Origin of the sequence: Cobetia sp. 1AS1 (assembly GCF_029846435.1) — a bacterium.
Lineage (GTDB): Bacteria > Pseudomonadota > Gammaproteobacteria > Pseudomonadales > Halomonadaceae > Cobetia > Cobetia amphilecti.
This window is the reverse complement of the sequence record NZ_JARWKU010000001.1, coordinates 443,995-467,165: the sequence shown is the minus strand read 5'-3', so window position 1 is coordinate 467,165 and position 23,171 is coordinate 443,995. Positions and strand designations below refer to the sequence as shown.

22 protein-coding genes, 2 tRNA genes and 1 riboswitch are annotated in these 23,171 nt (G+C 64.0%); of the genes, 11 read left to right on the top strand and 13 right to left on the bottom strand.

Annotated features, from left to right (window positions below):
* Positions 1–155 precede the first annotated feature (155 nt).
* Positions 156–842, top strand: a complete 687-nt coding sequence (locus tag QD280_RS02050; protein WP_153635435.1) for a DUF4396 domain-containing protein — start codon at positions 156–158, stop codon at positions 840–842.
* 165 nt (positions 843–1,007) lie between these two features.
* On the opposite strand, the gene QD280_RS02045 is transcribed toward QD280_RS02050, so the two are convergent.
* From QD280_RS02045 to QD280_RS02020, 6 genes are all read right to left on the bottom strand, one after another.
* Complete coding sequence (locus QD280_RS02045) at positions 1,008–1,736, bottom strand: YebC/PmpR family DNA-binding transcriptional regulator (protein WP_054557332.1); 729 nt, start codon at positions 1,734–1,736, stop codon at positions 1,008–1,010.
* Positions 1,737–1,941: 205 nt separating this feature from the next.
* Positions 1,942–2,295, bottom strand: coding sequence for a TusE/DsrC/DsvC family sulfur relay protein (locus tag QD280_RS02040; RefSeq protein WP_279838141.1), 354 nt, complete (start codon positions 2,293–2,295; stop codon positions 1,942–1,944).
* A 55-nt stretch (positions 2,296–2,350) separates the two neighbouring features.
* Complete coding sequence (tusB, locus tag QD280_RS02035) at positions 2,351–2,641, bottom strand: sulfurtransferase complex subunit TusB (protein ID WP_043335056.1); 291 nt, start codon at positions 2,639–2,641, stop codon at positions 2,351–2,353.
* A gap of 121 nt (positions 2,642–2,762) precedes the next feature.
* On the bottom strand, positions 2,763–3,173 hold the full coding sequence (tusC, locus tag QD280_RS02030; RefSeq protein ID WP_235507078.1) for a sulfurtransferase complex subunit TusC: 411 nt from the start codon (positions 3,171–3,173) through the stop codon (positions 2,763–2,765).
* A 55-nt stretch (positions 3,174–3,228) separates the two neighbouring features.
* Entirely contained in the window at positions 3,229–3,618 is a 390-nt protein-coding gene (tusD, locus tag QD280_RS02025) for a sulfurtransferase complex subunit TusD (protein WP_043335054.1), read from the bottom strand.
* 127 nt (positions 3,619–3,745) lie between these two features.
* Positions 3,746–4,414 (bottom strand): Bax inhibitor-1/YccA family protein, encoded by a 669-nt coding sequence (locus tag QD280_RS02020; protein WP_054557334.1) that lies wholly within the window; start codon positions 4,412–4,414, stop codon positions 3,746–3,748.
* Positions 4,415–4,668: 254 nt separating this feature from the next.
* On the opposite strand from QD280_RS02020, the gene QD280_RS02015 reads away from it, so the two are divergent.
* The 3 genes from QD280_RS02015 (at position 4,669) to QD280_RS02005 (ending at position 6,504) form a co-directional block, all read left to right on the top strand.
* Positions 4,669–4,759, top strand: a tRNA-Ser gene (locus QD280_RS02015).
* Positions 4,760–4,978: 219 nt separating this feature from the next.
* Positions 4,979–5,069, top strand: a tRNA-Ser gene (locus QD280_RS02010).
* A 223-nt stretch (positions 5,070–5,292) separates the two neighbouring features.
* Positions 5,293–6,504, top strand: a complete 1,212-nt coding sequence (locus QD280_RS02005) for a DEAD/DEAH box helicase (protein WP_279838140.1) — start codon at positions 5,293–5,295, stop codon at positions 6,502–6,504.
* A 143-nt stretch (positions 6,505–6,647) separates the two neighbouring features.
* Here the strand turns inward: QD280_RS02005 and QD280_RS02000 are convergent, their stop codons facing one another.
* From QD280_RS02000 to QD280_RS01990, 3 genes are all read right to left on the bottom strand, one after another.
* The gene (locus QD280_RS02000) at positions 6,648–7,772 is read right to left on the bottom strand and encodes a GGDEF domain-containing protein (RefSeq protein ID WP_216059892.1); all 1,125 of its coding nucleotides are present in this window, start codon (positions 7,770–7,772) and stop codon (positions 6,648–6,650) included.
* A gap of 173 nt (positions 7,773–7,945) precedes the next feature.
* Complete coding sequence (locus QD280_RS01995; RefSeq protein WP_131431696.1) at positions 7,946–9,655, bottom strand: potassium/proton antiporter; 1,710 nt, start codon at positions 9,653–9,655, stop codon at positions 7,946–7,948.
* Positions 9,656–9,792: 137 nt separating this feature from the next.
* Positions 9,793–10,758 (bottom strand): hypothetical protein, encoded by a 966-nt coding sequence (locus tag QD280_RS01990; protein WP_192837940.1) that lies wholly within the window; start codon positions 10,756–10,758, stop codon positions 9,793–9,795.
* Positions 10,759–10,910: 152 nt separating this feature from the next.
* A riboswitch (TPP riboswitch) is annotated at positions 10,911–11,024 on the top strand.
* Positions 11,025–11,082: 58 nt separating this feature from the next.
* Here QD280_RS01990 and QD280_RS01985 point away from each other — a divergent pair.
* From QD280_RS01985 to QD280_RS01975, 3 genes are all read left to right on the top strand, one after another.
* Entirely contained in the window at positions 11,083–11,835 is a 753-nt protein-coding gene (locus QD280_RS01985; RefSeq protein ID WP_279838139.1) for an ABC transporter ATP-binding protein, read from the top strand.
* Positions 11,832–12,599: an ABC transporter permease gene (locus tag QD280_RS01980; RefSeq protein ID WP_279838138.1), complete on the top strand. Its 768-nt coding sequence runs from the start codon at positions 11,832–11,834 to the stop codon at positions 12,597–12,599. The genes QD280_RS01985 and QD280_RS01980 overlap by 4 nt, the downstream gene beginning before the upstream one ends.
* A 182-nt stretch (positions 12,600–12,781) precedes the next feature.
* Positions 12,782–14,086, top strand: a complete 1,305-nt coding sequence (locus tag QD280_RS01975) for an ABC transporter substrate-binding protein (RefSeq protein ID WP_279838137.1) — start codon at positions 12,782–12,784, stop codon at positions 14,084–14,086.
* Between the two features lie 136 nt (positions 14,087–14,222).
* On the opposite strand, the gene QD280_RS01970 is transcribed toward QD280_RS01975, so the two are convergent.
* The 3 genes from QD280_RS01970 to QD280_RS01960 all read right to left on the bottom strand — a co-directional run bounded on the left by QD280_RS01970 (position 14,223) and on the right by QD280_RS01960 (position 17,414).
* Positions 14,223–15,491 (bottom strand): MFS transporter, encoded by a 1,269-nt coding sequence (locus QD280_RS01970; RefSeq protein ID WP_192837939.1) that lies wholly within the window; start codon positions 15,489–15,491, stop codon positions 14,223–14,225.
* Positions 15,488–16,312 carry an alpha/beta fold hydrolase gene (locus QD280_RS01965; protein WP_347881945.1) on the bottom strand — a complete coding sequence of 275 codons (825 nt, stop codon included), beginning with the start codon at positions 16,310–16,312 and terminating at the stop codon, positions 15,488–15,490. The genes QD280_RS01970 and QD280_RS01965 overlap by 4 nt, the downstream gene beginning before the upstream one ends.
* 193 nt (positions 16,313–16,505) lie before the next feature.
* Entirely contained in the window at positions 16,506–17,414 is a 909-nt protein-coding gene (locus QD280_RS01960) for a LysR substrate-binding domain-containing protein (RefSeq protein WP_153635429.1), read from the bottom strand.
* 214 nt (positions 17,415–17,628) lie between these two features.
* Between QD280_RS01960 and QD280_RS01955 the strand changes: the two genes are divergently transcribed.
* The 3 genes from QD280_RS01955 (at position 17,629) to QD280_RS01945 (ending at position 21,097) form a co-directional block, all read left to right on the top strand.
* On the top strand, positions 17,629–18,681 hold the full coding sequence (locus QD280_RS01955) for a YeiH family protein (RefSeq protein WP_225996387.1): 1,053 nt from the start codon (positions 17,629–17,631) through the stop codon (positions 18,679–18,681).
* Positions 18,682–18,858: 177 nt separating this feature from the next.
* Positions 18,859–19,125: a GrxA family glutaredoxin gene (locus QD280_RS01950; RefSeq protein WP_043335038.1), complete on the top strand. Its 267-nt coding sequence runs from the start codon at positions 18,859–18,861 to the stop codon at positions 19,123–19,125.
* 214 nt (positions 19,126–19,339) lie between these two features.
* The gene (locus QD280_RS01945; protein WP_107335164.1) at positions 19,340–21,097 is read left to right on the top strand and encodes a monovalent cation:proton antiporter-2 (CPA2) family protein; all 1,758 of its coding nucleotides are present in this window, start codon (positions 19,340–19,342) and stop codon (positions 21,095–21,097) included.
* A 148-nt stretch (positions 21,098–21,245) separates the two neighbouring features.
* Here the strand turns inward: QD280_RS01945 and QD280_RS01940 are convergent, their stop codons facing one another.
* Positions 21,246–22,112 carry a DMT family transporter gene (locus QD280_RS01940; RefSeq protein WP_225996441.1) on the bottom strand — a complete coding sequence of 289 codons (867 nt, stop codon included), beginning with the start codon at positions 22,110–22,112 and terminating at the stop codon, positions 21,246–21,248.
* A gap of 149 nt (positions 22,113–22,261) precedes the next feature.
* Between QD280_RS01940 and QD280_RS01935 the strand changes: the two genes are divergently transcribed.
* The gene (locus QD280_RS01935; RefSeq protein ID WP_043335032.1) at positions 22,262–23,044 is read left to right on the top strand and encodes a DUF1338 family protein; all 783 of its coding nucleotides are present in this window, start codon (positions 22,262–22,264) and stop codon (positions 23,042–23,044) included.
* Positions 23,045–23,171 lie beyond the last annotated feature (127 nt).

Sequence of the window (23,171 nt, the reverse complement as noted above, 5' to 3'; positions counted from 1 at the left end):
CAACGGCCGGTTGCGAGCAGGCGATGACAAGCCACCCTTGATATGGCGCGCTTCCCCCACCAGCTATCAAGGAGGGCCGCGTCATCAGCGTACTGCTATCAGCGTATTGCTATCGGCGCACGGCCATCTGCGACATCCACTCGACGGGGGTCACCATGCAAGATCTATTACGTGAGTCACTTTCCCACTGGAGCCTGCTGCTGTGCTGGCTGTTGCTGATGGTACCGGCGCTGATCTGGGTCGTGCGTGACCTGACCACGAAGAATGCTCACCTGGCCCCGATGATGAAGTGGGTTTGGGGGCTGACCACGCTCTACTCCGGTGTCGTGGGACTGCTGGTCTATCGCTTTGCCGGGCGCCGCCAGATCGCCGCCAACGGTGATGCCCGCAAGGGGCTGAGAAGTGTCGCGCACTGCTACTCGGGCTGCGGACTGGGGGAATTCGTCGGCGTCAGTCTGGCGGTCGGCCTGTTGGCCATGGGCAATATCTCCACCGCCATCATCACCTTCATCTTCGCTTACCTGTTCGGCTTCCTGCTGACGGTCGGCCCGATGCTGCAGGGCGGCAGTGATGACAAGCCGCAGGTAATTCGTGATGCCTTCAAGAGCGAGACGGCCTCCATCGTGGTGATGGAAGTGGTGGCGATTTCCGTGGACCTCTGGCTTGCGGGTGGCGCCGGCATGCATCAGCCGCTGTTCTGGAACTCGCTGATCATTTCCCTGAGTCTGGGGCTGCTCGCCGCATGGCCCGTCAACGTCTGGCTGGTGAAGCATGGCGTCAAGGGTGGCATGGCGGACCCACGCGAGACGGACCCGCAAGCGCAGCACCATGCACATTGCTGAAGCGCACACTGCTGAGACACGCAGAGTGTTGAGTATTGAGGGTTGAGACATGAAAAAGCCCCGTCGGCATGCCGACGGGGCTTTTCTCTGACTGACCCTTTCACACTGACATTCGCATCACTGTCAGCGCGAAGCGGCCAGTCGCATCACGTTCAAGACGCTGGCCTAGACGAACTCGCCGTTGTGATAGACCTGTTGCACGTCTTCACAATCGTCCAGCAGCTCGAGCATCTTGTTGAGCAGCTCGGCGTCATCGCCGCCGACTTCGGTATGGATCTGCGGAATGAAGCTGATCTCATCGACTTCGAAGTCGAGGTCTTCACCGTAGATGTCGGTCAGCGCACCCTTGGCCTTGAAGTACTCGGTCGTCGGCGCGAGAACCGTGATGATGCCTTCGTCGAGCTCGATGTCACTGACATCGACGTCGGCTTCCATCAGCGCTTCTAGGACCTTTTCCTCGTCCTCTTCCGCGCCCTTGAAGGCCAGGATGGCGCGGTGGTCGAACATGTGCGACACCGAACCCTGCGCGCCCAGCTTGCCCTTGCCCTTGTTGAAGCAGGTGCGGACTTCGCCGAAGGTGCGGTTGTTGTTGTCGGTCAGACAATCAACGATGACCATGACGTTGCCCGGACCAAAGCCTTCATAGCGCGCCAGAGCGAAGTCTTCGCCGCCGGTGCCCTTGGCCTTGTCGATCGCCTTGTCGATGACGTGAGTCGGCACCTGGTCCTTCTTGGCCTTCTCGATGAGACGACGCAGGCTCAGGTTGCCGTTGGGGTCGAGGCCACCGCTCTTGGCCGAGACGTAAATCTCGCGCCCGTAACGTGAATACACGCGTGCCTTGTTGAGAGAGGTACGCGCCATTGATTCTTTACGGTTCTGGAATGCTCTTCCCATGCAAGTCGACTCTTGTCCGCCTGAATTCAAATGCCCTTGCGACCATGTCGCGGGACCTGAAGCAGCATCGGCCTCCTGGCCGATACCGCAACGCTGTGACGAATAGTAACGCAGACAACGCCGTACGTCGCCATCCCTGCCGGGTCTTGCGCGTTGAGCGCAGCGCACCACGACGGGCAAGGTGACTCATGCATGCGGCTGGCCGTCACAGACAGTTGGTCGGCTTGGGCAGCCCGGCGATGCGCGCGCCCACCTTGGGCGGGCTGTCCGGGAACAGCCGCATCAGATGCAGCGAGCGGCCCTTGTCGGGGCCAAACCGCTGGATCATCGCCTTGCTCAGCGGGCGCATGGCCGGCGAGAGCGAGAAGCGCTGATAGAAGTCGCGCAACACCTCGATCACCTCCCAGTGCTCCGGCGTCAGTTCACGCCCCTCCTCGGCGGCCAGCATTTCCGCCAGCGCCGGGCTCCAGTCATCCAGATCGACCAGATAACCTTCCGCATCCAGTCCGATATCACGCCCATCAAGCGTCAGTGTGCGCACCGTTTCACTACTGGCCATACAGATCCTGATTCACGTCTTGCATGAAAATTGAAAGGGAGAAGCGCCTGGCGCCTCAGAACCAGCTGACGGTCTTGTCGGCGGCCTCGGTCAAGGCGACGAAACCGTCGACGTCGACCACGATGACGTTCTCCGCGCAGCGCCCCAGCAGGCCGCGGGACTCGAGGTCTTCGCGCAACGCGAACAGCCGTCCCTCAAGCCCGGCAAGGTGCTGCTCGGCGTTGTCGAGGGCGCCATTGACGCCATCCTCGATCAACAGCAGCTGGTCTTCCGGGCCCATGGCATTGAGCACATCATCATGGATGCGGCTGGAGAATGGCGAACGATTGAGTAGATGTAGATTCATGCAATTATCCAGGCAAGGGAAGCTGGGACTGCCACTGGCCATCAATCAAGAGATATCAATGACATGGCATCAGGAAACTGATGCGAGCATATCAGTCGCCAGCGTTGGCGGCAGTGACGTGTCAGAAGCTCAGCACGCGCGAGAACGCGGTTGTCAGTGCGACCACCTCGTCGTGCTCGAGCAGCGTGACCGGCAGCAGCGTGACATCCTGCGCTGTCAGGCCCCGTGCGCGCAGCGCCGCCGCATCGACGTAGCAGCGCTCGACGTCATACATCTCAAGCGCCGCCAGCAGGTTGTCACTGCCCTTCTGTCCCAGTGGCCCGACCTGCTGCCCTTCCAGCAGCGCCATCACGCCATCGCCGGTGAACAACAGCCCGACCTCGCGCCCGAAGGCCGCCGCGACCATCGCCGCCTCCAGCCCCTCGCGCAGCCAGCTGCTGCCATGCGGGCCATGGCGCAGCATGACCAGCAGATCACCGGCGGCTATCCCGGCGTCATCGCCTGCTGGGGCTGCCGTCATCACATCGCTCATGGTCTGCTCCTCACTCGATAAGTGACATCATCATCAGTGACGACAAGAAATGACGTCATGCAAAGGTGATCAGGTGGTCATTGTCCAGCGTCGCCTCGACCAGCTGGCCCAGCCCCGTCAGCTCGAACGGCGCCTCGAGGGTATGCCCCTGCTTGCCATGCCGCGCCGCTTCGCGCTCATCGAGCATGCCGCGTCTCAGGCCCGCCGCGACACACACCTGCAGGCGGGTGGCGTGATTCTCGGCAAGCGACAGCCAGCGATCGCGCAGATGCGGCTCGTCCTGGGGCGGTGCCATCATGTTGGCGGCGTTGTAGACGCCATCGTGATAGAAGAACACCGTGGTCAGCTGATGGCCGCGCGCCAGCAGGGCGTCGGCAAAGCGCAGCGCCGAATGGCTGGCCTGCTGGCTGTAGGGGCCGCCGTAGACGGCCAGAGCATAACGCATGCGAACCTCGTGTGACTGCTCATGAATGGGCGCCATTCTAGCGCGTGTCACGCCACCTGACACCCGAACGCAAACGACCCCGCCGAGGCGGGGTCGTTTGCAGGTCTCATGTTCCTTCGCTTGACGATCAATCGTCGGAAGCGAAGCCCAGCAGGGCCAGCAGGCTGACGAACATGTTGTAGATGGAGACGTACAGGCTCACCGTCGCCAGCAGGTAGTTGGTCTGCCCGCCGTGGATGATCTGGCTGGTCTCGAACAGGATCGCCGCGGAGGCGAACAGCACGAAACCGGCGGAGACGGCCAGTGCCAGGCCGCTGATGTTGAAGATCATCGCTGCCAGCATCGCCAGAATCAGCACGATGGCGCCGGCGAACAGGAAGTTGCCAAGGAACGAGAAGTCCTTGCGCGTCACCAGTGCTACCGCGGACAGGCCGGCGAAGGTGATGCCGGTCATGCCGAGCGCGGTCATCACCAGCTGGCCGCCGTTGGGCAGGCTCAGGTAGGCATTCAGTACCGGACCGAGCGTGAAGCCCATGAAGCCGGTGAAGGCGAAGGTCGCGAAGATGCCGGCGGTGGAGTTCGCGGTCTTGTGGACCAGGAACATCAGGCCGTAGGCACCGATCAGCAGCACGAAGATGTTCATGCGGCCGACGCCCATGCTCATCGCCACGCCAGCGGTCAGCGCGGAGAACAGCAGCGTCATTGCCAGCATCATGTAAGTGTTGCGCAGTACCTTGTGAGTACTGAGCGAGCGGCTCGCGGTATCCTGCGAGACCTGCCAGGAGCTGTTAGCCATGGTGTCTATCCTCAGGTTGCTACGATGGATTCATCGATTTGACCCCAGCATGCCCTCAGGGGTTTGCCTAATCAAGAGACAGAACGATGAAAAGCCCTATTGAGGCAACCATCCGGCGCGTGCAAGGCAACGACATCGTCAGTCTCCGCAGCCATTGTGGCATGTGCGACCTTTCAAGCATCTGAACGACAAGGAAATTTACGCCAAGTCCTTGACCCTGACTGAAAAATCCGTAGTATTTCATCCCGTGAGTCGGAGGGATGGCAGAGCGGTTGAATGCACCGGTCTTGAAAACCGGCGTAGGTTAATAGCCTACCCAGGGTTCGAATCCCTGTCCCTCCACCACCTTGATTCCGAAAGCCCCGTCTACCTCAGGTAGGCGGGGCTTTTTCGTGGCCTGAGTCATGACCTGATTCATGGTCTGGTGCCAGCAGGCGGCTCCGGCGGCCTCACCCCGGCGCCATCCTGCTGCAAGTGATTGTCCGCGATGGCTTTTCCGAAGATTTTTCTTCGCCTAGCTCTTGCTATTCTCATCAGGTTCGGTAGTATTTCGCTCCGTGAGTCGGAGGGATGGCAGAGCGGTTGAATGCACCGGTCTTGAAAACCGGCGTAGGTTAATAGCCTACCCAGGGTTCGAATCCCTGTCCCTCCACCACCTTGAATTCCGAAAGCCCCGTCTACTTCAGGTAGGCGGGGCTTTTTCATTGTTGCCGCGCAGCGCCCATCGCCGCCACTTCGCTACCCTGCCTGAGCAGCGATGGCCAATGATGCGCCGGGCCGTCAGCGGACTTTCGGCTACAGTGAGCATCACTGCGCCAGACATTCCTTGCCGCAGAATGTGCGCTTGCCCCTCCCCCTTTGAGACAAGTCGAGACACCATGCCATTTTCTGCCCTTGGTTTGAGCGATTCCATCGTCAAGGCCGTCACCGAGCAAGGCTACCAGACCCCGACTCCCATCCAGGAGAAGGCGATCCCCGTCGTGCTGGCCGGTGACAACCTGATCGCCGCCGCCCAGACGGGTACCGGCAAGACGGCAAGCTTCGTGCTGCCCATCCTGCAGACCCTGCAGCAGGCGCCCAAGGTACGCGCCAAGCGCGTACATGCCGTCATCCTGACGCCGACGCGGGAGCTGGCGATTCAGGTCGAAGACAACATCCAGCACTACTCCAGGTATCTGGAAGTCAGCTCCATGGCGATGTATGGCGGCGTGGAGATCGAACCCCAGCAACAACGCCTGATCGAGGGCGTGGACATCCTGGTGGCGACGCCCGGCCGCCTGCTGGACATGCTGACCCGCCGCGCGATCCATCTCGACGAGACACGCACCCTCGTCATCGACGAAGCGGACCGCATGCTCGACATGGGCTTCATCGCCGACATCAACAAGATCGTCGAGAAGCTGCCCAGGGAGCGCCAGAACCTGCTGTTCTCGGCCACGCTTTCGGCCCAGGTGCGTGTGCTCGCCAAGACCGCAGTGACGGACGCCGTCGAGATCATGGTTGCACCGGAGAACGTTACCGCGCCGGATATCAGCCAGTATCTGATCACGGTCGACAAGGAGTTCAAGTCCGCCCTCCTGAGCCACCTGATTCACGAGAAGCAGTGGCAGCAGGCGCTAATCTTCATCGAGACCAAGCGCGGCGCCGCCAAGCTGGTGAGTCAGCTGGAGAAGCGTGACATCGCCGCCGAGTCCTTCCACAGCGGTCGCAGCCAAGCAATGCGCGAGCAGCTGCTGGCCGACTTCAAGGCCGGCACCATCAACTATCTCGTGGCCACCGGCGTTGCCGCGCGGGGCATCGACATCGATGACCTCCAGCGCGTGGTCAACTATGACCTGCCGGACGCCGCCGAGGATTATGTCCACCGCATCGGGCGTACCGGCCGTGCCGGGGCCAGCGGTGAAGCCATCTCGCTGGTCTCGCGTGATGACTTCCGCAACCTGTGCGCCATCGAGCAGCACCTGGGCTATTTCGTGACGCGCGAAGTCGTGGAAGGCTTTGCGCCCAAGCTCGCGGTGCCGGCCTCGAACAGCGACTACGCCCCCAAGTCCGCAAGCAAGAGCCGTCGTCGCCAGTCCAACCGCCGCTGACTCTTCTCAGGGCAAGCCTGATGACGCCCTGACACAAGCACGCCCCCGGAGACATGAACGTCATTCTCCGGGGGCGTGCTGGGTTGTACACCAAGCTTTGTTCGCAAATCTCCATGCGCAAAGCTCTATGCGTAGTGTAGCGCTCAATTGATGGCGGCGATGCCCGGCCCACCCACGGGACCCAGCTGAGTGTCACTGACGAAGCCATTGCCGCCGTCCTGCTTGGCGCGGAACAGATTGACGTCGGCCTTGGCGATCAGGCCTTCCAGGTCCTTGTCGCCGGACTGGCGCTGGGCGACACCGATCGACAGATTGACATCCAGACTGTTGAGGCCGTCATTGATGACGAACGGCAACGCCGAGGCGCCCTTGCACAGACGCTCTGCCACCTGATCGACGCGCTCGCCATGCAGCCCCGGGCACAACAGCACGAACTCCTCGCCGCCATAGCGCCCGACCAGGTCCTCCCCGCGCAGGATGCTGCGCATGCGCCGCACCAGCTCCTTGAGCACCTGATCACCGGCCTGGCGACCCCAGGTCTCGTTGATCAGCGCCAGATGGTCGACATCCACCATCATCACGCTCAGCGCCCCGTTGTTGATCAACATGCCACGCCCGCTGTCGACCAGCTCGGCGCGACTCAGGGCGCCGGTCAGCGCATCGAAGCGCCCCCCCGTCTCGAAACGCTGCTGCAGGCGCTCCACCGACCAGCCCATCTGCACCAGCACCAGCGTGAAGAAGATGGTCAAGACACCCAGATTGATGATGCGAAATGCCAGCATCCAGCCGGCGGGCAGCGGATTGGTCGGCCCTTCCAGCATCAGGATGATGTAGGCCAGCAGCGGCATGCTCAGGCAGGCGGCGCACAGAAGAACGCGCCGCATGAACGACATGCGGATCGAGTAGATGCACAGCAAGGCGCCGAAGTAGAAGTAGTCGAACGCGGCCTCCGAGCCGAAATAGCGCAACGAGAAGCTGATCTGCGCGCAGGTGCCCAGCGCCATCAGCGTTGCCGCCAGGGCTTCACGGCGAGCTCGGTGCAGCTGCAGACAGACCAGATCGACGATCAGCATCGCCAGATTCAGCGCCAGAATGCCCATCTCGCCCAGCCACAACAGCAGGATGGCGTAGAGCAGATGGCAACTGACCGCCAGCACGTAGACCACGTTGAAGGTGGCATGAAAGGTCTTCTCATCCGCCGTGAGTCCGGGCGGGAATTGCTCGAATCGTCGCAGAAAGCCCGCGAGATGAGGATGTGGGCTGGCCATGTAGTCACCTCCTTGTCGCTGGCCACAATCGGTGGCCAGGCGCTGTCACGGACAAATTGGCCTGACATCAACAGAATACGATATTGATGAGTCCAAACACGACGCCCCCATTACACGCAGTGCAATGGGGGCGTCGTAGTGTGTGAAGCGCAGGCGCAGACCCAGACACAGGCTCAGTGCAGTCGCAGGCCGACCTTGGTGATGCGATTGCCTTCCACCTCGTTCACCACCCAGTGGATGCCATGCCAGTCGACATCGTCGCCGACCACCGGCACCCCGCCGACTCGACGGGTGATGAACTCGGCGATGGTCAGGTGGTGCTCGCCCTGGGAGAGCGTCAAGCCGTAGACATCGGCGATATCCTGCATGTTGGCATCGCCTTCCAGCGTGAAGGTCCCGAAGAAGGCGCGTTGCTCGTGCTGCAGACTCTCGCCGTTGAACATGCGATTGAGGCTCGGCACATCACACGAGCGCCCCACCACGCACAGCACATCCTGCTGATGCAGGCAGGTGCTGCCCTTGGGGTGGATCAACACCTTGTTGCGGAACAGCGCCCCTACCTTGGCCCCCGACGGGAAGCGCAACATGCGCAGCGCCACGCCTTCCAGCGCCGTGTTGTCGACGCGATAGACCAGCATCTCATAGTCATTGACCGGCATGATGCCGAGCAGGTTGCGGCGACTGGGCTGTGCGCCCGGTGGCACCACCACCCTCAGCTTGCGCGCCATCGGCGCCAGCGACGAGCCCTGCACCAGCAGCGAGATGATGACCACGAAGAAGGCGACATTGAAGTAGAGACCGGCATTCTCGACCCCGGTGATCACCGGGAAGATCGCCAGCACGATCGGCACCGCCCCTCGCAATCCGACCCAGCTGATGAACCACAACTCACGCCAGCGGAAGCGGAAGAACGGCTTGAGACACAGGATGACCGCCAGCGGGCGCACCACCAGAATCAACGCCACGCTGAGGATGGCGGCCGGCAGCGCGAACTGCAGCATGGTCGAGGGCGAGACCAAAAGGCCCAGCATCAGGAACAGCACGATCTGCGAGAGATGCGCCAGACCATCATGCACCGGCAGGATGTGCTCCAGATGCCGGCCGGGGTGATTGCCGATCATCAGGCCGCACAGATAGATGGCGAGGAAACCGCTGCCGCCCATCTCGTTGGTGGTGGCGAACAGGCTCAAGCCCAGCGCCAGCGCCAGCAGCGAATAGAGGCCGGGCGCGAGGTCCAGATAGCGCATCAGGCGGGCGATCAGCCAGCCGCCGGCGATGCCCATGGCGGCGCCGACACCGAACTGCAGCAGGAAGCTCATGATGCCCGACGCGACACCGGAGAGCTGACCGGTCAGGATCTCGGCCAGCGTGATGGTCAGGAAGATCGCCATCGGGTCGTTGGTGCCGGACTCGATTTCCAGCGTCGCACCGACACGCTCATTGAGGTGGACACCCTGGCCGCCCAGCAGCGAGAAGACCGCCGCGGCATCGGTGGAGCCGACGATGGCCCCGACCAGCAGGCCTTCGATCAGGGTGAGGTCAAACAGCCACATGGCCAGAAGGCCCACCAGGCCGCTGGTCATGAAGACCCCGACGGTGGCCAGCACCAGCGCCGGTTTCAGGCCGGCACGAAACGTGGACAGCCGTGTGCGCAGGCCGCCATCGAGCAAAATGAGCGCCAGCGCCAGGTTACCGATCATGTAAGCGGATGAGGCGTCGTCGAACTGGATGCCCAGCACGCCATCTTCACCCGCCAGCATGCCAAGGCCGAGGAACAGCAGTAGCAGCGGCATGCCAAGACGCGCCGAGACGCGGCTGGCCAACACGCTCAAGGCGATCAGCGTGCCTGCCAGCAAGAAATAATAATTCAGGTTCTCTACCACGAGTGCTCCCCCGCCAAGCCCTACATCAGATCTCGAGTGACGTCCACGACGACTCACCCACAGTATTCCATGTCAGCGATGGGGCTGCAGAGAAATTTCACACCTTTCATGTACTTGCAGTGTGCAGCACGCGGATTTCACGCCAGGCTGCGCGGCGAGACCCAGGCCGGGGCTGCCGCAAGCTCAGCATAGGACCGCGGACCGAAGGCCTCCATCGCCCACAACAGCGCACGACACAGCTCACGCTGGCCATCGAGATCGATCATGCGCCCATGGCGCGAATAGCCCTTCATGAAGGCCTGACGCTGCTCCGGCGTTTCCAGCAGCAACTCCACCAGCGCCCAGTCGAACTCGATCGGTGCCCACACCAGCGCCTCCCAATCGCTCCATACCCAGCCGGTGGCGGCGCACAGGTATTGATCGGCGCGCATGTCCGGCAGACACCACACCGCGCGAGTCGGTGCCGGGAAGGTGCGCTTGAGCAGCGTGCCGAGTTCCGCGCAACGCGGGTGATGGGCGAGAAAGCGCGTGACACGGGTATTCCAGTGCAATAGCGGCATCGGCTGCGCCAGCGGCTGACCGAAGCCCGACACCGTATCCTGATGCAGGCGACCGAGCTGGTCGCCCAGCAGCTCACAGAAGGTGATGCTGAGATCACTCGGCTGCCCGCTGGACCACGGCAGGTGCCAGATGGGCGCGCCATCGAGACGCCCCAGAAAGGTCAGGGGCAGCGGCGGAATCGGCAGGCGCGCGGGCAAGGCGCCCGCCAGTCGCGTCAGGCCCTCCGGGGTCGCCCAGCGATCGGCGCCGAAGACCCCGCGCATGGCGCGCCAGAAGGGGTCATGGTCTGGGCCGGTGCGCGCCAGCTTGATGAGGCCGGGCGTGCCGCCACGCTGGCGCCATAGCCAGTTGGCGCTATCCGGCCAGGCGAGCGCCAGCGGTTCAAGGGGTTGACCCAGATAGGTCGAGAGCCGGCGGGTCAGTGACTCCTCGGGCCAGCCCCTGGGCACGGGACGCGGCTCGCCCACGGCCTCAGCCGTGCTCGGCCGCCGTGGGGGAACGGGATAACTGGAACAGGTCGAGAGATCCGGTGTGTCGGGCATGATGATCTCCTTGGGCTACACGTCTTGTTACAGTAATGCTCAGCATACCCAAGGCGTGGCACATCGGCATAGTCCGTTTCGCACGCCACCTCTGCCCTGCCCACCTGACCCGCGTCGGACAAGACACCGGCAAGACAGTGACGTTACACTGTCGGCCTGGATGGGGGTGCCCGAGGATGGGCTGAGAGCCGCAGCGATACGTCGCGCGACAACCCCTGGAACCTGATCCGGTTGATACCGGCGGAGGGAATCCCCGACGCGTGCCCTGCACGGCGCGTCACCTGCTTCCTCCTGCCGGCACGCCGCCTGACCACGGAATTGCCTGTGTCGCTGGGACTCACCCTCAACAACGCACGAATCGATTACGCCGGCCACACGCTGTTCCGCGATATTTCCGCGCGTCTGGAAGCCGGTAGCTGGACGGCACTGCTTGGGCGCTCCGGCTGCGGCAAGAGTTCGCTGCTGCGCCTGCTGGCCGGCCTTGAGATGTCAGACCTCCACCAGCTCGACCTCGCCACCGATGACGGTCAGCCGCTGACCGACCGCGTCGCCTGGATGGCGCAGCAGGACCTGCTGCTGCCGTGGCGGCGCGTCATCGACAACCTGTGGCTGGGCGATGACCTGCGCCGGCGGCCGCGCAATCGCAAGCTTGCCCATGAGCTGCTGGCCGCGGTCGGGCTTGAGGGCCGTGAGCAGGCCTGGCCGGACGCCCTCTCCGGCGGTCAGCGCCAGCGCGTCGCCCTCGCCCGCACGCTTTACCAGCAGGCACCGGTCGTGATGATGGATGAGCCGTTCTCGGCGGTGGATGCCATCACCCGTCTGGAGCTGCATGATCTGGCCAGCCGCCTGCTCAGGGGCCGCACCGTCCTGATGGTGACCCATGACCCGCTGGAGGCATTGCGCCTTGCCGATCAACTGCTGGTGCTGCGCCCCTCGAGCCTCCCGGGCCACGGCGCCGAGCTGGAACGCCTGCCGGGGCTTGGCGCCGCACGCCCGGTGCCGCTGGATGACCCGGCCCTGCCACCGGCGCAGGCGCAACTGATCGCCCGCCTGCGTGATAGCGAGGAGGCCGCATGAAACGTCTGCACGCCATGCGTCACCTCGTCATCAGCGCGCTGCTCCTGCTGGGGCTTTGGCAGCTGATCATTGCCGTCACCGCCGTACCGCCCTACATTCTGCCCACGCCGCAGGCCGTGCTCGAGGTGCTGATCCAGAAGGCGCCACTGCTGGCCCATCACGCTGGCGTCACCATCAGCGAGATACTGGCCGGGCTGGTGCTGGGCATTCTGCTCGGCCTTGCCACCGCGCTGGCGCTGGCCTTCATTCCCCGCCTGCGCCGCACGCTGCTGCCGATGCTGCTGATCAGTCAGGTGATACCGCTGTTCGCGATCGCGCCGCTGCTGGTGCTGTGGCTCGGCTATGACATGCTGTCCAAGGTGGTGATGGCGACGCTGATCATCTATTTCCCGGTCGCCTCCACCGGCTACGACGGCCTGCGCCAGACCCAGCAGGGCTGGCTGGATCTTGCCCATACCCTGGGCGCCAGCCCATGGCGCCGACTGATCCACATCCAGCTGCCCGCCGCGCTGCCGGCACTGGCCTCCGGCATTCGCATGGCTGCGACCGCCGCCCCCATCGGCGCCGTCATCGGGGAATGGGCCGGTGCCAGTCAGGGGCTGGGCTATCTGATGCTCAACGCCAACGCGCGCATGGAGATCGACCTGATGTTCGCCGCCCTGCTGGTGCTGGTCGCCTTCTCCCTGCTGCTCTATTTCTCGCTGGATGCGCTGCTGCGCGCCCTGATGCCCTGGCACCGCGACCGGCTGACACGCCTGGGCTGACACGCCTGAGCTGATACACCCGGGTCAAGACGACTGGCCTTCGGGCAGACACTGCATGACCGCATGACCGCATGACCGCGTTACCGAAAGACGCAACGACGCTCGACACAAATTGCATGAGCCTGACGACTGCCGCCCACGAACGGCAGCACCACTACCCTGTGATCACAAGGAACTCCGCCATGTCTCTTTCGTCATCGGCGCCACGGCGCAAAGCGCAGCCGACACGTTCACCGCGTGCCTCGCTGCTGTCCACCGCCTTCGCCACCCTGCTGACCACGCTGTGCCTGAGCAGCCTGCCAGCCACCGCCATGTCGGCCCACGCTGCCGAGGCAGAACCCGCCACCAGCACCCAGTCAGCGCCGGAAATCGTCGCTCAGCAGGCCGAGGTCGGAGTGAACGGCGACTCGGCCGCCTCCGCGCCGGTGGCAAGCCAGGAAGCCGTGGAAGCGACCGCCGGCGCCGCCGAACAGGCGAAGAACGGTACTGAACCGTCCGCGGATGCCCCGCCAGCCGCCAGCGACGAACAGAGCGCTGATGCTGACTCGAAGGGCGCCGACAATGACGCTACCAAGGATGCTGCCACCGCCGAGCAGCCATTGACGCAGTTCAAGGTCATGCTCGACTGGTACACCAACCCCGGCCACGCCCCGCTGGTGCTGGCGCAGGAGCTGGGCCTGTTCAAGAAGCACGGCCTTGATGTCGAGCTGATCGCCCCCGCCGATCCGAGCGTGCCGCCCAAGCTGGCCGCCGCCGAGCGCGTCGACATCGCCATCAGCTATCAGCCGCAGCTGCACCTGCAGATCGATCAGGGCCTGCCGCTGGTGCGTATCGGCACCTTGGTCGCCACACCGCTGAATGTGGTGGTGGTGCGCGCCGACAGCGACATCCAGTCGATCGCCGACCTCAAGGGCAAGCGGGTCGGCTACTCGGTGGGCGGTGTCGAGGAAGTGCTGCTCTCCACCATGCTGCAGCACAGCGGCCTGACGCTGGATGACATCACACTGACCAACGTCAACTTCTCGCTGACGCCTTCCCTGCTGACGCGCAAGGTCGATGCCGTCACCGGCGCCTTCCGCAACTTCGAGCTGGCCCAGATGGCCCAGGAAGGCGTCAAGGGCCGCGCCTTCTACATCGAGGAAGAAGGCGTGCCGACCTATGACGAGCTGATCTTCGTCGCCAACAGCGACAGCTACGAGCGCAAGCAGGCCCAGTACGCCGGCTTCCTCGCCGCCGTCGGCGAAGCCACCGCCTGGATCATCAATCACCCGGACCAGGGCTGGGAGATGTTCCGCGACTCCGATCCGGCACTGGCTACCGAGCTCAACAAGGAAGCCTGGTACGCCACCCTGCCGCGCTTCGCGCTGCGTCCTGCCGCGCTGGATGCCGGCCGCTACCGTGACTTCGAGGACTTCCTGTTCGAGCGCGGCATGATCAAGAAGCGCCAGTCGCTGAGCCACCTGGCCGTCGACGTCAACGCGCCCTGAGACGTTGAGCGCCCAGAGCTCTTGAAACGCTGAGCGCTTGCGCGCCCCATGCAAAACGCCCTGCCGGAGATTCCGACAGGGCGTTTTGGGTTCAGGACCGGCTCGCTCTCGCCGTCTTGTGCCTACTCCACAAGCGCTAGCGGCGTGCCAGGCGACGCGACAGCCACAGAATCTGCAGCGGCTGAATCACCAGCGCGATCATCAGCACCGCGACCAGCAGCGGCATGCCCTCCAACGCGCCGCTCGGGGTACTGACCAGCAGTCCGGCGCCCACATAGCTGCCGGCGGCAGAACTCAGATGCTGCACGGCACTCTGGGTGCTGGTGAAGGCTGCCCGTTCGTGGTCGGCGGGAATGAAGCTGTTGAGCGTATTCTGGGTCACACGCCGCGCCGACGAGAACAGCATGTAGGCGCCGAAGCCGATCCAGATCAGCGACGGTCCCGGCGAATGCAGCAGGAAGGCCCAGCCGACCAGCGCCGTCATCAGGCAGGTGATGGTGCCCGGCCAGACACAGCCATAGCGATCACACAGCCGTCCCGTCAGCTGCATGCCGACCAGCGACAGGCCGCCACCGATCATGTAGAGCCCACCGAGATCCTCGCGCGGCAGGCCCAGATTGAACAGCAGATAGCTTGCCAGGTTGGGAATCACCAGGAAGTTGCTGAACATCGCCGTGGCGATCAGCGCCAGCCCCAGCCGATGGTCGGGCTGGGCCAGGATGGCCAGGATCGTGGTGCCCTTGCGGCTGCGCTGACGCGTCTCGGGGTTATCGAGATGGCCGCGGATCGGCGGCAGTATCCAGGCCAGCAGCCCGCACACCAGCAGCGCCAACAGCGCCACGGCGCGAAATGGCGCCTGCCAGCCGAAGCCCTGCGACAGCCACAGCGCAAACGGCAGCCCCAGCACCGAGGCCACCGAGAAGGCGCCCATCACCAGGCCCATGGCACGCCCCCGGCGTACTCCCGGCACCACGTCGATCACGATGGCCAGCGCCGTCGCCGCCGCCGGACCGCCGAACAGGCCCCCCAGCATGCGCGCCGCCAGCAGGGTCTCGAAGTCGGTGGCGAAGCTGGCGATCAGGTGACAGAGCGCCGCGCCGAACAGGAAGCCCAGCACCGCCCAGCGCCGGTCGAAGCGATCGGCGTGTCGCGTCCACAGCAGAGTGCCCACCGCGGCGGCCAGCGGATAACTGCCGACGATATAGCCAAGGTGATCCAGCGGAATGCCCAGCGAGGTGGCAAAGTCGGGGCCCAGCGCCATCACCATGGTGAAGCCCATGATGACGGCGAACTGCAGCAGGGTGACCAGCGCCACCACCAGGCGCTCGTGGGTGGTCACCGGCGGGATGACCCGCTCGCTCGCGGCCGGCTGACGATTTTCGGAGTGACGGCTCGGCGTACTCAAGCGCGTGCGACGCGATCAAGGAACGCCACCACCGCCTGCTGGAACTCGCTGGCACGCTCGGCGTGCAGCCAATGGCCGGCCTCCAGCGAGTCGTCTTCCAGCGCAGGGAAGTGCTCGCGCATCGTCGCCAGGCCCTCGGCCTGCACATAGTTGGAGCGCGAGCCCCACAGCAGTAGCGCCGGCAGCTCGACCGGCCCCTGACCGTGCGGCGCCTCGACGATCTGCGGGTAGCCCGCCGCGATATGGTCCAGCCCGACGCGCCAGCCCATGGCGCCATCGTCGAGACGCACCAGATTGGTGGCGAGGAACTGGCGAATGGCCGGGGTATCGACATGCTGCGCCATCACCGTATCAGCCTCCTTGCGTGAGGCCGGGCGCGCGTCACGTACCGCCTCGAAGGCGGCAAAGATATCGTCATGCCCGTGGCCATAAGCGACCGGCGCGATATCGGCGACCAGCAGGCTGCGCAGACGCTCGGGCGCCTCGAGCGCGACCTGCATGGCGACCTTGCCGCCCATCGAGTGGCCCAGCAGGTCACAGCGCTCGATGGCGAGGCTGTCGAGCAGCGCGATGACATCCGCGGCCTGCTCGGGGTAGCTCATGCCGGCCACGTGCGGGCTGCGGCCGTGGTTGCGCAGATCCACCGCGATCACGCGGCGCGTCCGCGACCATGACTTGATATGCGAACGCCAGTTGTCGGCACTGCCGAACAGGCCGTGAAGAATGACCAGCGGCGTCGCGTCCTGCTGGCTCGTTGTCTGTTCCTCGGCGCCATCACGAGCATCGCTCTCGTGGTAATAAAGCTCGACCGTTGTGCTCATCATCATCTCCATGGACGCTAGACAGACCGTTACGCTCCCCGTGGCTCAGGCGCGGTAGCTCAGGCGCGGTAGCTCAGGCTCAGTGGCGTGGCTCAGCGGCGTGGCTCAGCGGCGTGGCTCAGCGGCAGCCGGCTCGCGGGGAGCGCCTATGTTAGCAAACTATCAAGCGCGCGGCGGCTCCGTCCTCGACGGCTCAGCGCGGGCTGGCTTCCAGATAGACCTTGACCGCCTGCCACAGCGGGCTGCGATAACGCTCCGGGTGCCACAGCATCGAGAAGCGCCGCTTCAGGTTGAGCTGGGGCGTGGCCAGCACCACCAGCTCGCCACGCGCGATCTCGGCGGCCACTGACAGGTGCGACAGACACCCCAGCCCCAGCCCGGCGAATACGGCCTGCTTGATGGCCTCGTGCTGGCCCAGCTCCATGCGCACCTTGAGGCGCTCGATCCGCCCGTGCAGTGCACGCTCGAAGACCGCCCGCGTGCCCGAGCCCCCTTCGCGCAGAATCCAGTCGGCGGTGGCGAGGTCCTCGTCGCTGAGCGCCACGCCGCGCACGGCCAGCGGATGGCTCGGCGGCGCCACCACCACCAGCTCATCCTCGCGCCAGGTCTGGCTCATCAGGCGCGGCGCATGGCAGTCACCCTCGATCAGGCCGAGCTCGGCGTCATAGTTGAGCACCGCCTCCACCACCTGATGGGTATTGCGCAGGCGCAGATTGAGCTCGGTGCCCGGATGTTCGCGCATGAAGGCCCCAGCCAGCCCCGGCAACAACCAGGTGCCGATGGTGGCGCTGGCGGCGATTTCCAGCTCGCCACGCAGGTTGCCATCCACCACGCCGGGCTCACGCGCCTCCAGCTCCAGCGCGTGGGTCTGCTCCAGCAATTGCTCGGCGCGCGCCAACAAGCGGCGGCCATTGGCGTTCAGGGCCAGGCGGCGACCGAGGCGCTCGAACAGCTGCACCTCGAGATGACGCTCAAGCTCGGATAGCCCCTGACTCGCCGCCGATTGCGACAGGCCGATCTCGCGCGCCGCGGCGCTGACGGAGCCGTGGCGGGTCACCGCCACGAACACTTGCAACTGGCGCAGCGTGATGTGGATCTGCATATCGGTTTTTCCGGTATGTAATAAAAGAATAATCGACTAACTGCCGAATAATATTCCCGAATAGACTAATCATCAAACCAGAGACACTAAGCAAGCAACGCAGACTCAAGCGCCCTTGCCGATGACAGCCGTGCACCACACGCCAGCGCACGACCCATAACAAGACAGGCCATGTTCCGCACGGGATAGGCCACCTTCCTCAAGGAGAATGCTCATGGACGCACAGACCCTGACTCCCCCCGCCACTGCCGAGCGCTTGCGCCGCATGTTGCCGGGCCTCGCCCTGTGTGGCGGCCTGACCCTGGTGGGACTGGCACTGCATTCCATTCCGGCGCTGGCCTCCACCGGCATCAGCCCGCTGGTCTTCGCCCTGCTGTGCGGTATCGTGGTCGGCAACCTGCCGATCACCAGCCGTCACGCCGCGGCGCTCTCCCCGGGACTGCATATCGCGACCAAGAAGCTGCTGCGTCTCGGCATCATCCTGTTCGGCCTCTCCATCACCCTGCAGCAGATTCTCGGCCTGGGCTGGAGCGTCGTCTTCCTCGATGTACTGGTGATCACCGCGGTGCTGAGCAGCGGCTACTTCATCGGCACGCGCTGGCTGGGGCTGGACCGCGACACCGCACTGCTGACCAGTGCCGGTTCCGCCATCTGTGGCGCCGCGGCGGTACTGGCGACCGAATCGATGATCAAGGCACGCCCGGCGGCCACCGCCATGGCCGTAGCCACGGTGGTGCTGTTCGGCTCGCTGGCGATGCTGGTCTACCCGCTGCTCTACCCGCTGAGCGGCATGCATGAAGGCCTGTTCGGCATCTATATCGGTTCCACCATCCACGAGGTCGCTCAGGTCGTGGCCGCCGGTGAAGCGGTCGGCCCGGACGCCCTGGCCAATGCGCTGATCGTCAAGTTGATGCGCGTGATGATGCTGGTACCCTTCCTGCTGCTGTTGCCGAAGCTGTGGGCCATGCGTGCCCGTACCGAGGGCGATGACCGCGAAACCGGCGGCAGCATGACGATTCCGTGGTTCGCGCTGGGCTTCATCGCCATGGCCGGCATCAACAGCACCGGCGAGATCCCGGCGGCAGTGCACTCAAGCCTCTCTACCCTCGGCAGCGTGGCACTGACCATGGCCATGGCGGGCCTGGGCGTCGAGACTCGCATCGATCGTCTGCGCTCACTGGGCATGAAGCCTTTCCTGCTCGCGCTGATCCTGTTCACGCTGCTGATCGTCGGTGGCTTTGGCGCCAATCTGCTGCTGATGGGCTAATCCTCAGCACGGCAGTGATTGATTGCCCCAATGACTTTGGTAGTACGGCTCAATTGGCAAACCCGGGCAGGCTCAAGCACAATGGCGGCCATCGATTACTCACCGGCAGTGCCGGCGCCATTTTCTCGGCCCACCCAGTACGGGCTGAACGAGAATCACGAACCTTAGGAGAGTCTCATGCTTGCAGTCATTTTCGGTCGTCCGGGTTGCCCTTTCTGTGTCCGCGCCAAGGACCTCGCGGAAGAGCTCACCGCCAAGCGCGATGATTTCGACTTCCGCTACATCGACATCCATGCCGAAGGCATCAGCAAGGCCGACATGGAAAAGACCATCGGCAAGCCGGTCGAGACCGTGCCGCAGATCTTCGTCGATCAGACCCACATCGGTGGCTTCACCGAGTTCAACCAGTACGTGCAGGACGAAGCTCTGATGCCGCAGGCCTGATCGCCGCCATCAGCCGCTTCACTGCTGGAGCCCTCGCCATTGGCGGGGGCTTTTTTGTGCCTGCGTCACCCCCTCTAACCCCTGGTCACGACACTCACTCGCATTACCGCGCTGTGCACAAGGTCGCGTCTTGCGCACCTTGCCGCTTGCGACAAAAGGAGGGGGCAGCGACAATCGCTGCCTTCTCCGCCCGTGTATGCACAAGGACACGCACATGAACATGTTGATGGAAGGCGCCGTGCTGCTGGGGTGCGCGGTGGTTGCCGTGCCACTTTTCCAGCGTCTGGGCCTCGGCTCCATCCTGGGCTATCTGGCCATCGGGGTACTGCTGGGTCCGTCGTTGATCGGCTTCATCTCGGAGCCTGGCGAAGTACTGCACTTCGCCGAATTCGGGGTCGTCATGCTGCTGTTCATGATCGGACTGGAACTGGAACCCAAGCGCCTGTGGGACATGCGCCTCAAGCTTGCGGGCCTGGGCAGCGCCCAGATGCTGCTGTGCGGCGCCCTGCTCACCCCTGTCGGCCTGTGGCTGGGGCTGGAATTGCCTGCCGCCGTGTTGCTGGGCCTGATTCTGGCGCTGTCCTCGACCGCCTTCGCGCTGCAGGTATTGAGCGAGAATCAGCAGCTGGCGACGCCGCACGGCCAGTCGACATTCGCCATCCTGCTGTTCCAGGACCTGGCGGTGATTCCGCTGCTGGCCCTGATGCCGCTGTTCGCTGACAACTTCGATGCCTCCACCGGCACCAACTGGATCGGCATCGCCAAGGGCATCGGCATGATCGCGGCGGTCATCATCGTCGGGCGCCTTGTCGTGCCGCGCCTGCTCAAGATGGTCGCGCGCAGCGAGATCCACGAGATCTTCACCGCCGCGGCCTTGTTCGTGGTGATCAGTACGGCGCTGCTGATGGAGTGGGTGGGCCTGTCCATGGCCCTGGGCGCCTTCCTGGCCGGGGTGCTGCTGGCCGATACCGTCTACCGTCACGAGCTGGAAGCCAACATCGAGCCCTTCAAGGGGCTGCTGCTGGGGCTGTTCTTCATGGCCGTGGGCATGTCGGTCGACGTGTCGCTGGTGATGGAGCGTCCGCTGACCGTGCTGGCGCTGACGCTGGCGCTGATGTTCGGCAAGGTCATCGTCATCACGCTGGTCGGACGCGTCGCACGCCTCAAGATGGCCGAGGCCCTGCCGCTGGCCGCGGTCCTGTCACAGGGTGGTGAGTTCGACTTCGTGCTGTTGACCGCCGGCATGGCCGCCGGCATCTTCGATCAGACCCTCACCAGCCTGGTGATCAGTGCGGTGACCCTGTCGATGGCTGCCACGCCCTTCCTCTATCGCTATGCCCGCCACCTCGGCGCCACCAGCGAAGCCAAGCGTCCCTATGATGAGGACTTCGGTGAGGAGACGCCGCAGGTGGTGATCGCCGGCTTTGGCCGCTTCGGCCAGATCAGCGCGCGCATGCTCAAGAGCCAGGGCATCAACTTCACCGCGCTTGACCCCAATATCACCCAGGTCGAGTTCGTGCGTCAGTTCGGGTCGCGCATCTTCTACGCCGATGCCAGCCGCGCCGAATTGCTGCGGGCAGCGGGTGCCGAGCAGGCCAGGATCATGCTGGTGGCGGTCGATGATGCCGAGACCTCGACAGGCATCGTGCGCATGGTGCGCCATCAATTCCCGCACCTGAAGCTGTTCGTGCGTGCCCGTAACCGCCACCACGCCTGGGAGCTGATGGAACTGGGCGTGGAGCACGTGATTCGTGACACCTATGCCAGCAGCCTGGAGATGGGCGGAGAATTGCTGGTGGCGATGGGCTACCCCAGTGCTCGCGCGGCGGAAGTGGCGCGTGCGTTCCGGGAAATGGATGACAACATGCTCAAGCAGAACTACGAGCACCGTCACGACCAGAAAGCACTCGTCAACAGCGAGCAGGCCGCCATGGTCGAGCTCAAGCGTCTGTTCCAGAACAATCAGGACTGACGTCGCACGACTCGCCAGAGCGCTCAGTCGCGCCTGAAAAGACACAAGGGCCGCCCCGGCAGGGGCGGCCCTTGTCGTTGGTGGACTCGGCAACACCTTGCGTGCAGACCCGCCCTCTCGAGAGACAGACGGGCGGCCCGAGGCCTGCTCAGCCCTGCGACAGGCGGCGGGACGTCAGGCGCGCCCGCCACTGCGGGCCGAACAGATAGGCGCACAGCCCGATCACGATCAGCAAGGCCCCGGCGAGCACGCGGCTGGAGATCAGCTCATCATTGAGCACCGCGCCCAGGCTCATGGCGAAGATGGGGGTGATCAAGGTCGCCAGCGCCACCGTACTGGCCGACAGGCGTGACAGCACGAAGTAGTAGCACAGGTAGCCGATCAGCGAGCCGAAGATGCCAAGGTAGAGGATGGCCGCCATCGGACGCCCCTCCGGCAGGGCCTGCGGCACGCCATCGACGATCAGCGCACACACCAGATAGAGCGGCAGAGAGACCAGCAGCGCCCCCTCCGTCTGCACCAGCGGATGCAGCCCTGCCCGCTCGCGCTGCACCAGTACCCCAGAGGCCGCGAAGCAATTGACGGCCAGCAGCATGGTCAGCACTCCCTTCCAGCTGCCCGGCGGCAACGCCAGGGAATCCGAGACCGCGACGGCCAGTCCACTCAATGCCAACGCAAACCCCATCCACTGCAACTTGTCAAGTGGAGCACTTTTCAACCACCAGCGTGCATAAAGCCCTGATAGCAAAGGTGCCAGTCCAAACAGTAACGACATGATACCGCTTGGTAACCAGGCCGCAGAGAGGTAGGCGAAGTACATGCCACCCCAGATACCCAGAGCAGCTGCCGAGTAGCTGCGCAGCGCCCCACGCGAAAGGTCAATTTTCAGCCCCATCATGCGTAACAATGGGTAACCGAGGCATGCGGCAATTAACATTCTGCCCATCGCCGACCAGGCAGGCAGCCAGCCCGAGGCGCTCCACGAGATGGCCAGCGGTGTCGTCGACCACACCATGAGAACCACGCAATACGCCACCAGCACTGGCATTTTTACTCTCCGATCAAGAAACGCGAAAAAACGGATAATGGCGTTGAATACCCCTTTGCACGACTACCTATAATCGCTCCAGCACTGAGGTCATAGGGGCCGTCCAAGGAGGCATCATGCAACGCAAGGAATTCCAACAGCAGCTATGGCTGGACTTCGTCCATCGCCATCCCGACATCGGGGCGCTGGATATCTGGCCAGACAGCATCAACCCTGAATATCTGATGTTCCTGACGCTGAATCAGGGGCCTTTCAGAAGCGAGAAACTGTTACCCAGCCTGTATCACCAGGGCTATCGCCGCGTGAAACAGTACGCCATGGCCGACCGCGGCCTGCTGGTCGATCTGCTGCTTCCCCCGGATGGTGGCGCTGCCGTCATGCTGGCGGAACTGCAGGCCAACAGCCTGCCGCCGATGCACCGCGACCTGCTCAAGCGCCTGATCAGTCAGAGTCATCGTGATGACTGCAAGGGACAGAACCTGCTCGCGCCCTGCCGTCCGTGGGACATGCCGGACTGGCCGACCTTCGAGCGCCTGCTCGAGGCCAACCCGCTGGCTGCCTGGCTCTCCGTGATGGGGCCGCGCCTGCACCATGTCGGCTTCAATGCCGAAGAGCTTGGCGAAACGCTGGAAGCGGTCTGCGAGGGCATGCTGGCCTACGGCATGGCTCCGCAGACCGGGCGCCATCATGCGGTACTGCCCATCAATCCCAAGCTGCAGTATCACTACTACCCGGCCCACGCCCAGCGCATGGTGTTCGCGGACGGTGACGAGCATATGGTGGTGCTGGGCGGCATCGCCCTGCTGGCGACGGCACCGGTGACGACTCAACAAGAAGGAAAACAGCGTCCCGCAGAACAACTGCTGCCGGAACATACGCTGTGCCAGCTCAGCGCGTAACGGCTTCTTGGCAGCACTGCGCAATGAGATGAGTCGCATTCAGCCCCCTACGCATGTGTAGGGGGCTCTTGTGTTCAGCGGGTGACATGCCCTGTCATGCCATACCCTTCACACCCTCTCTTGCCAT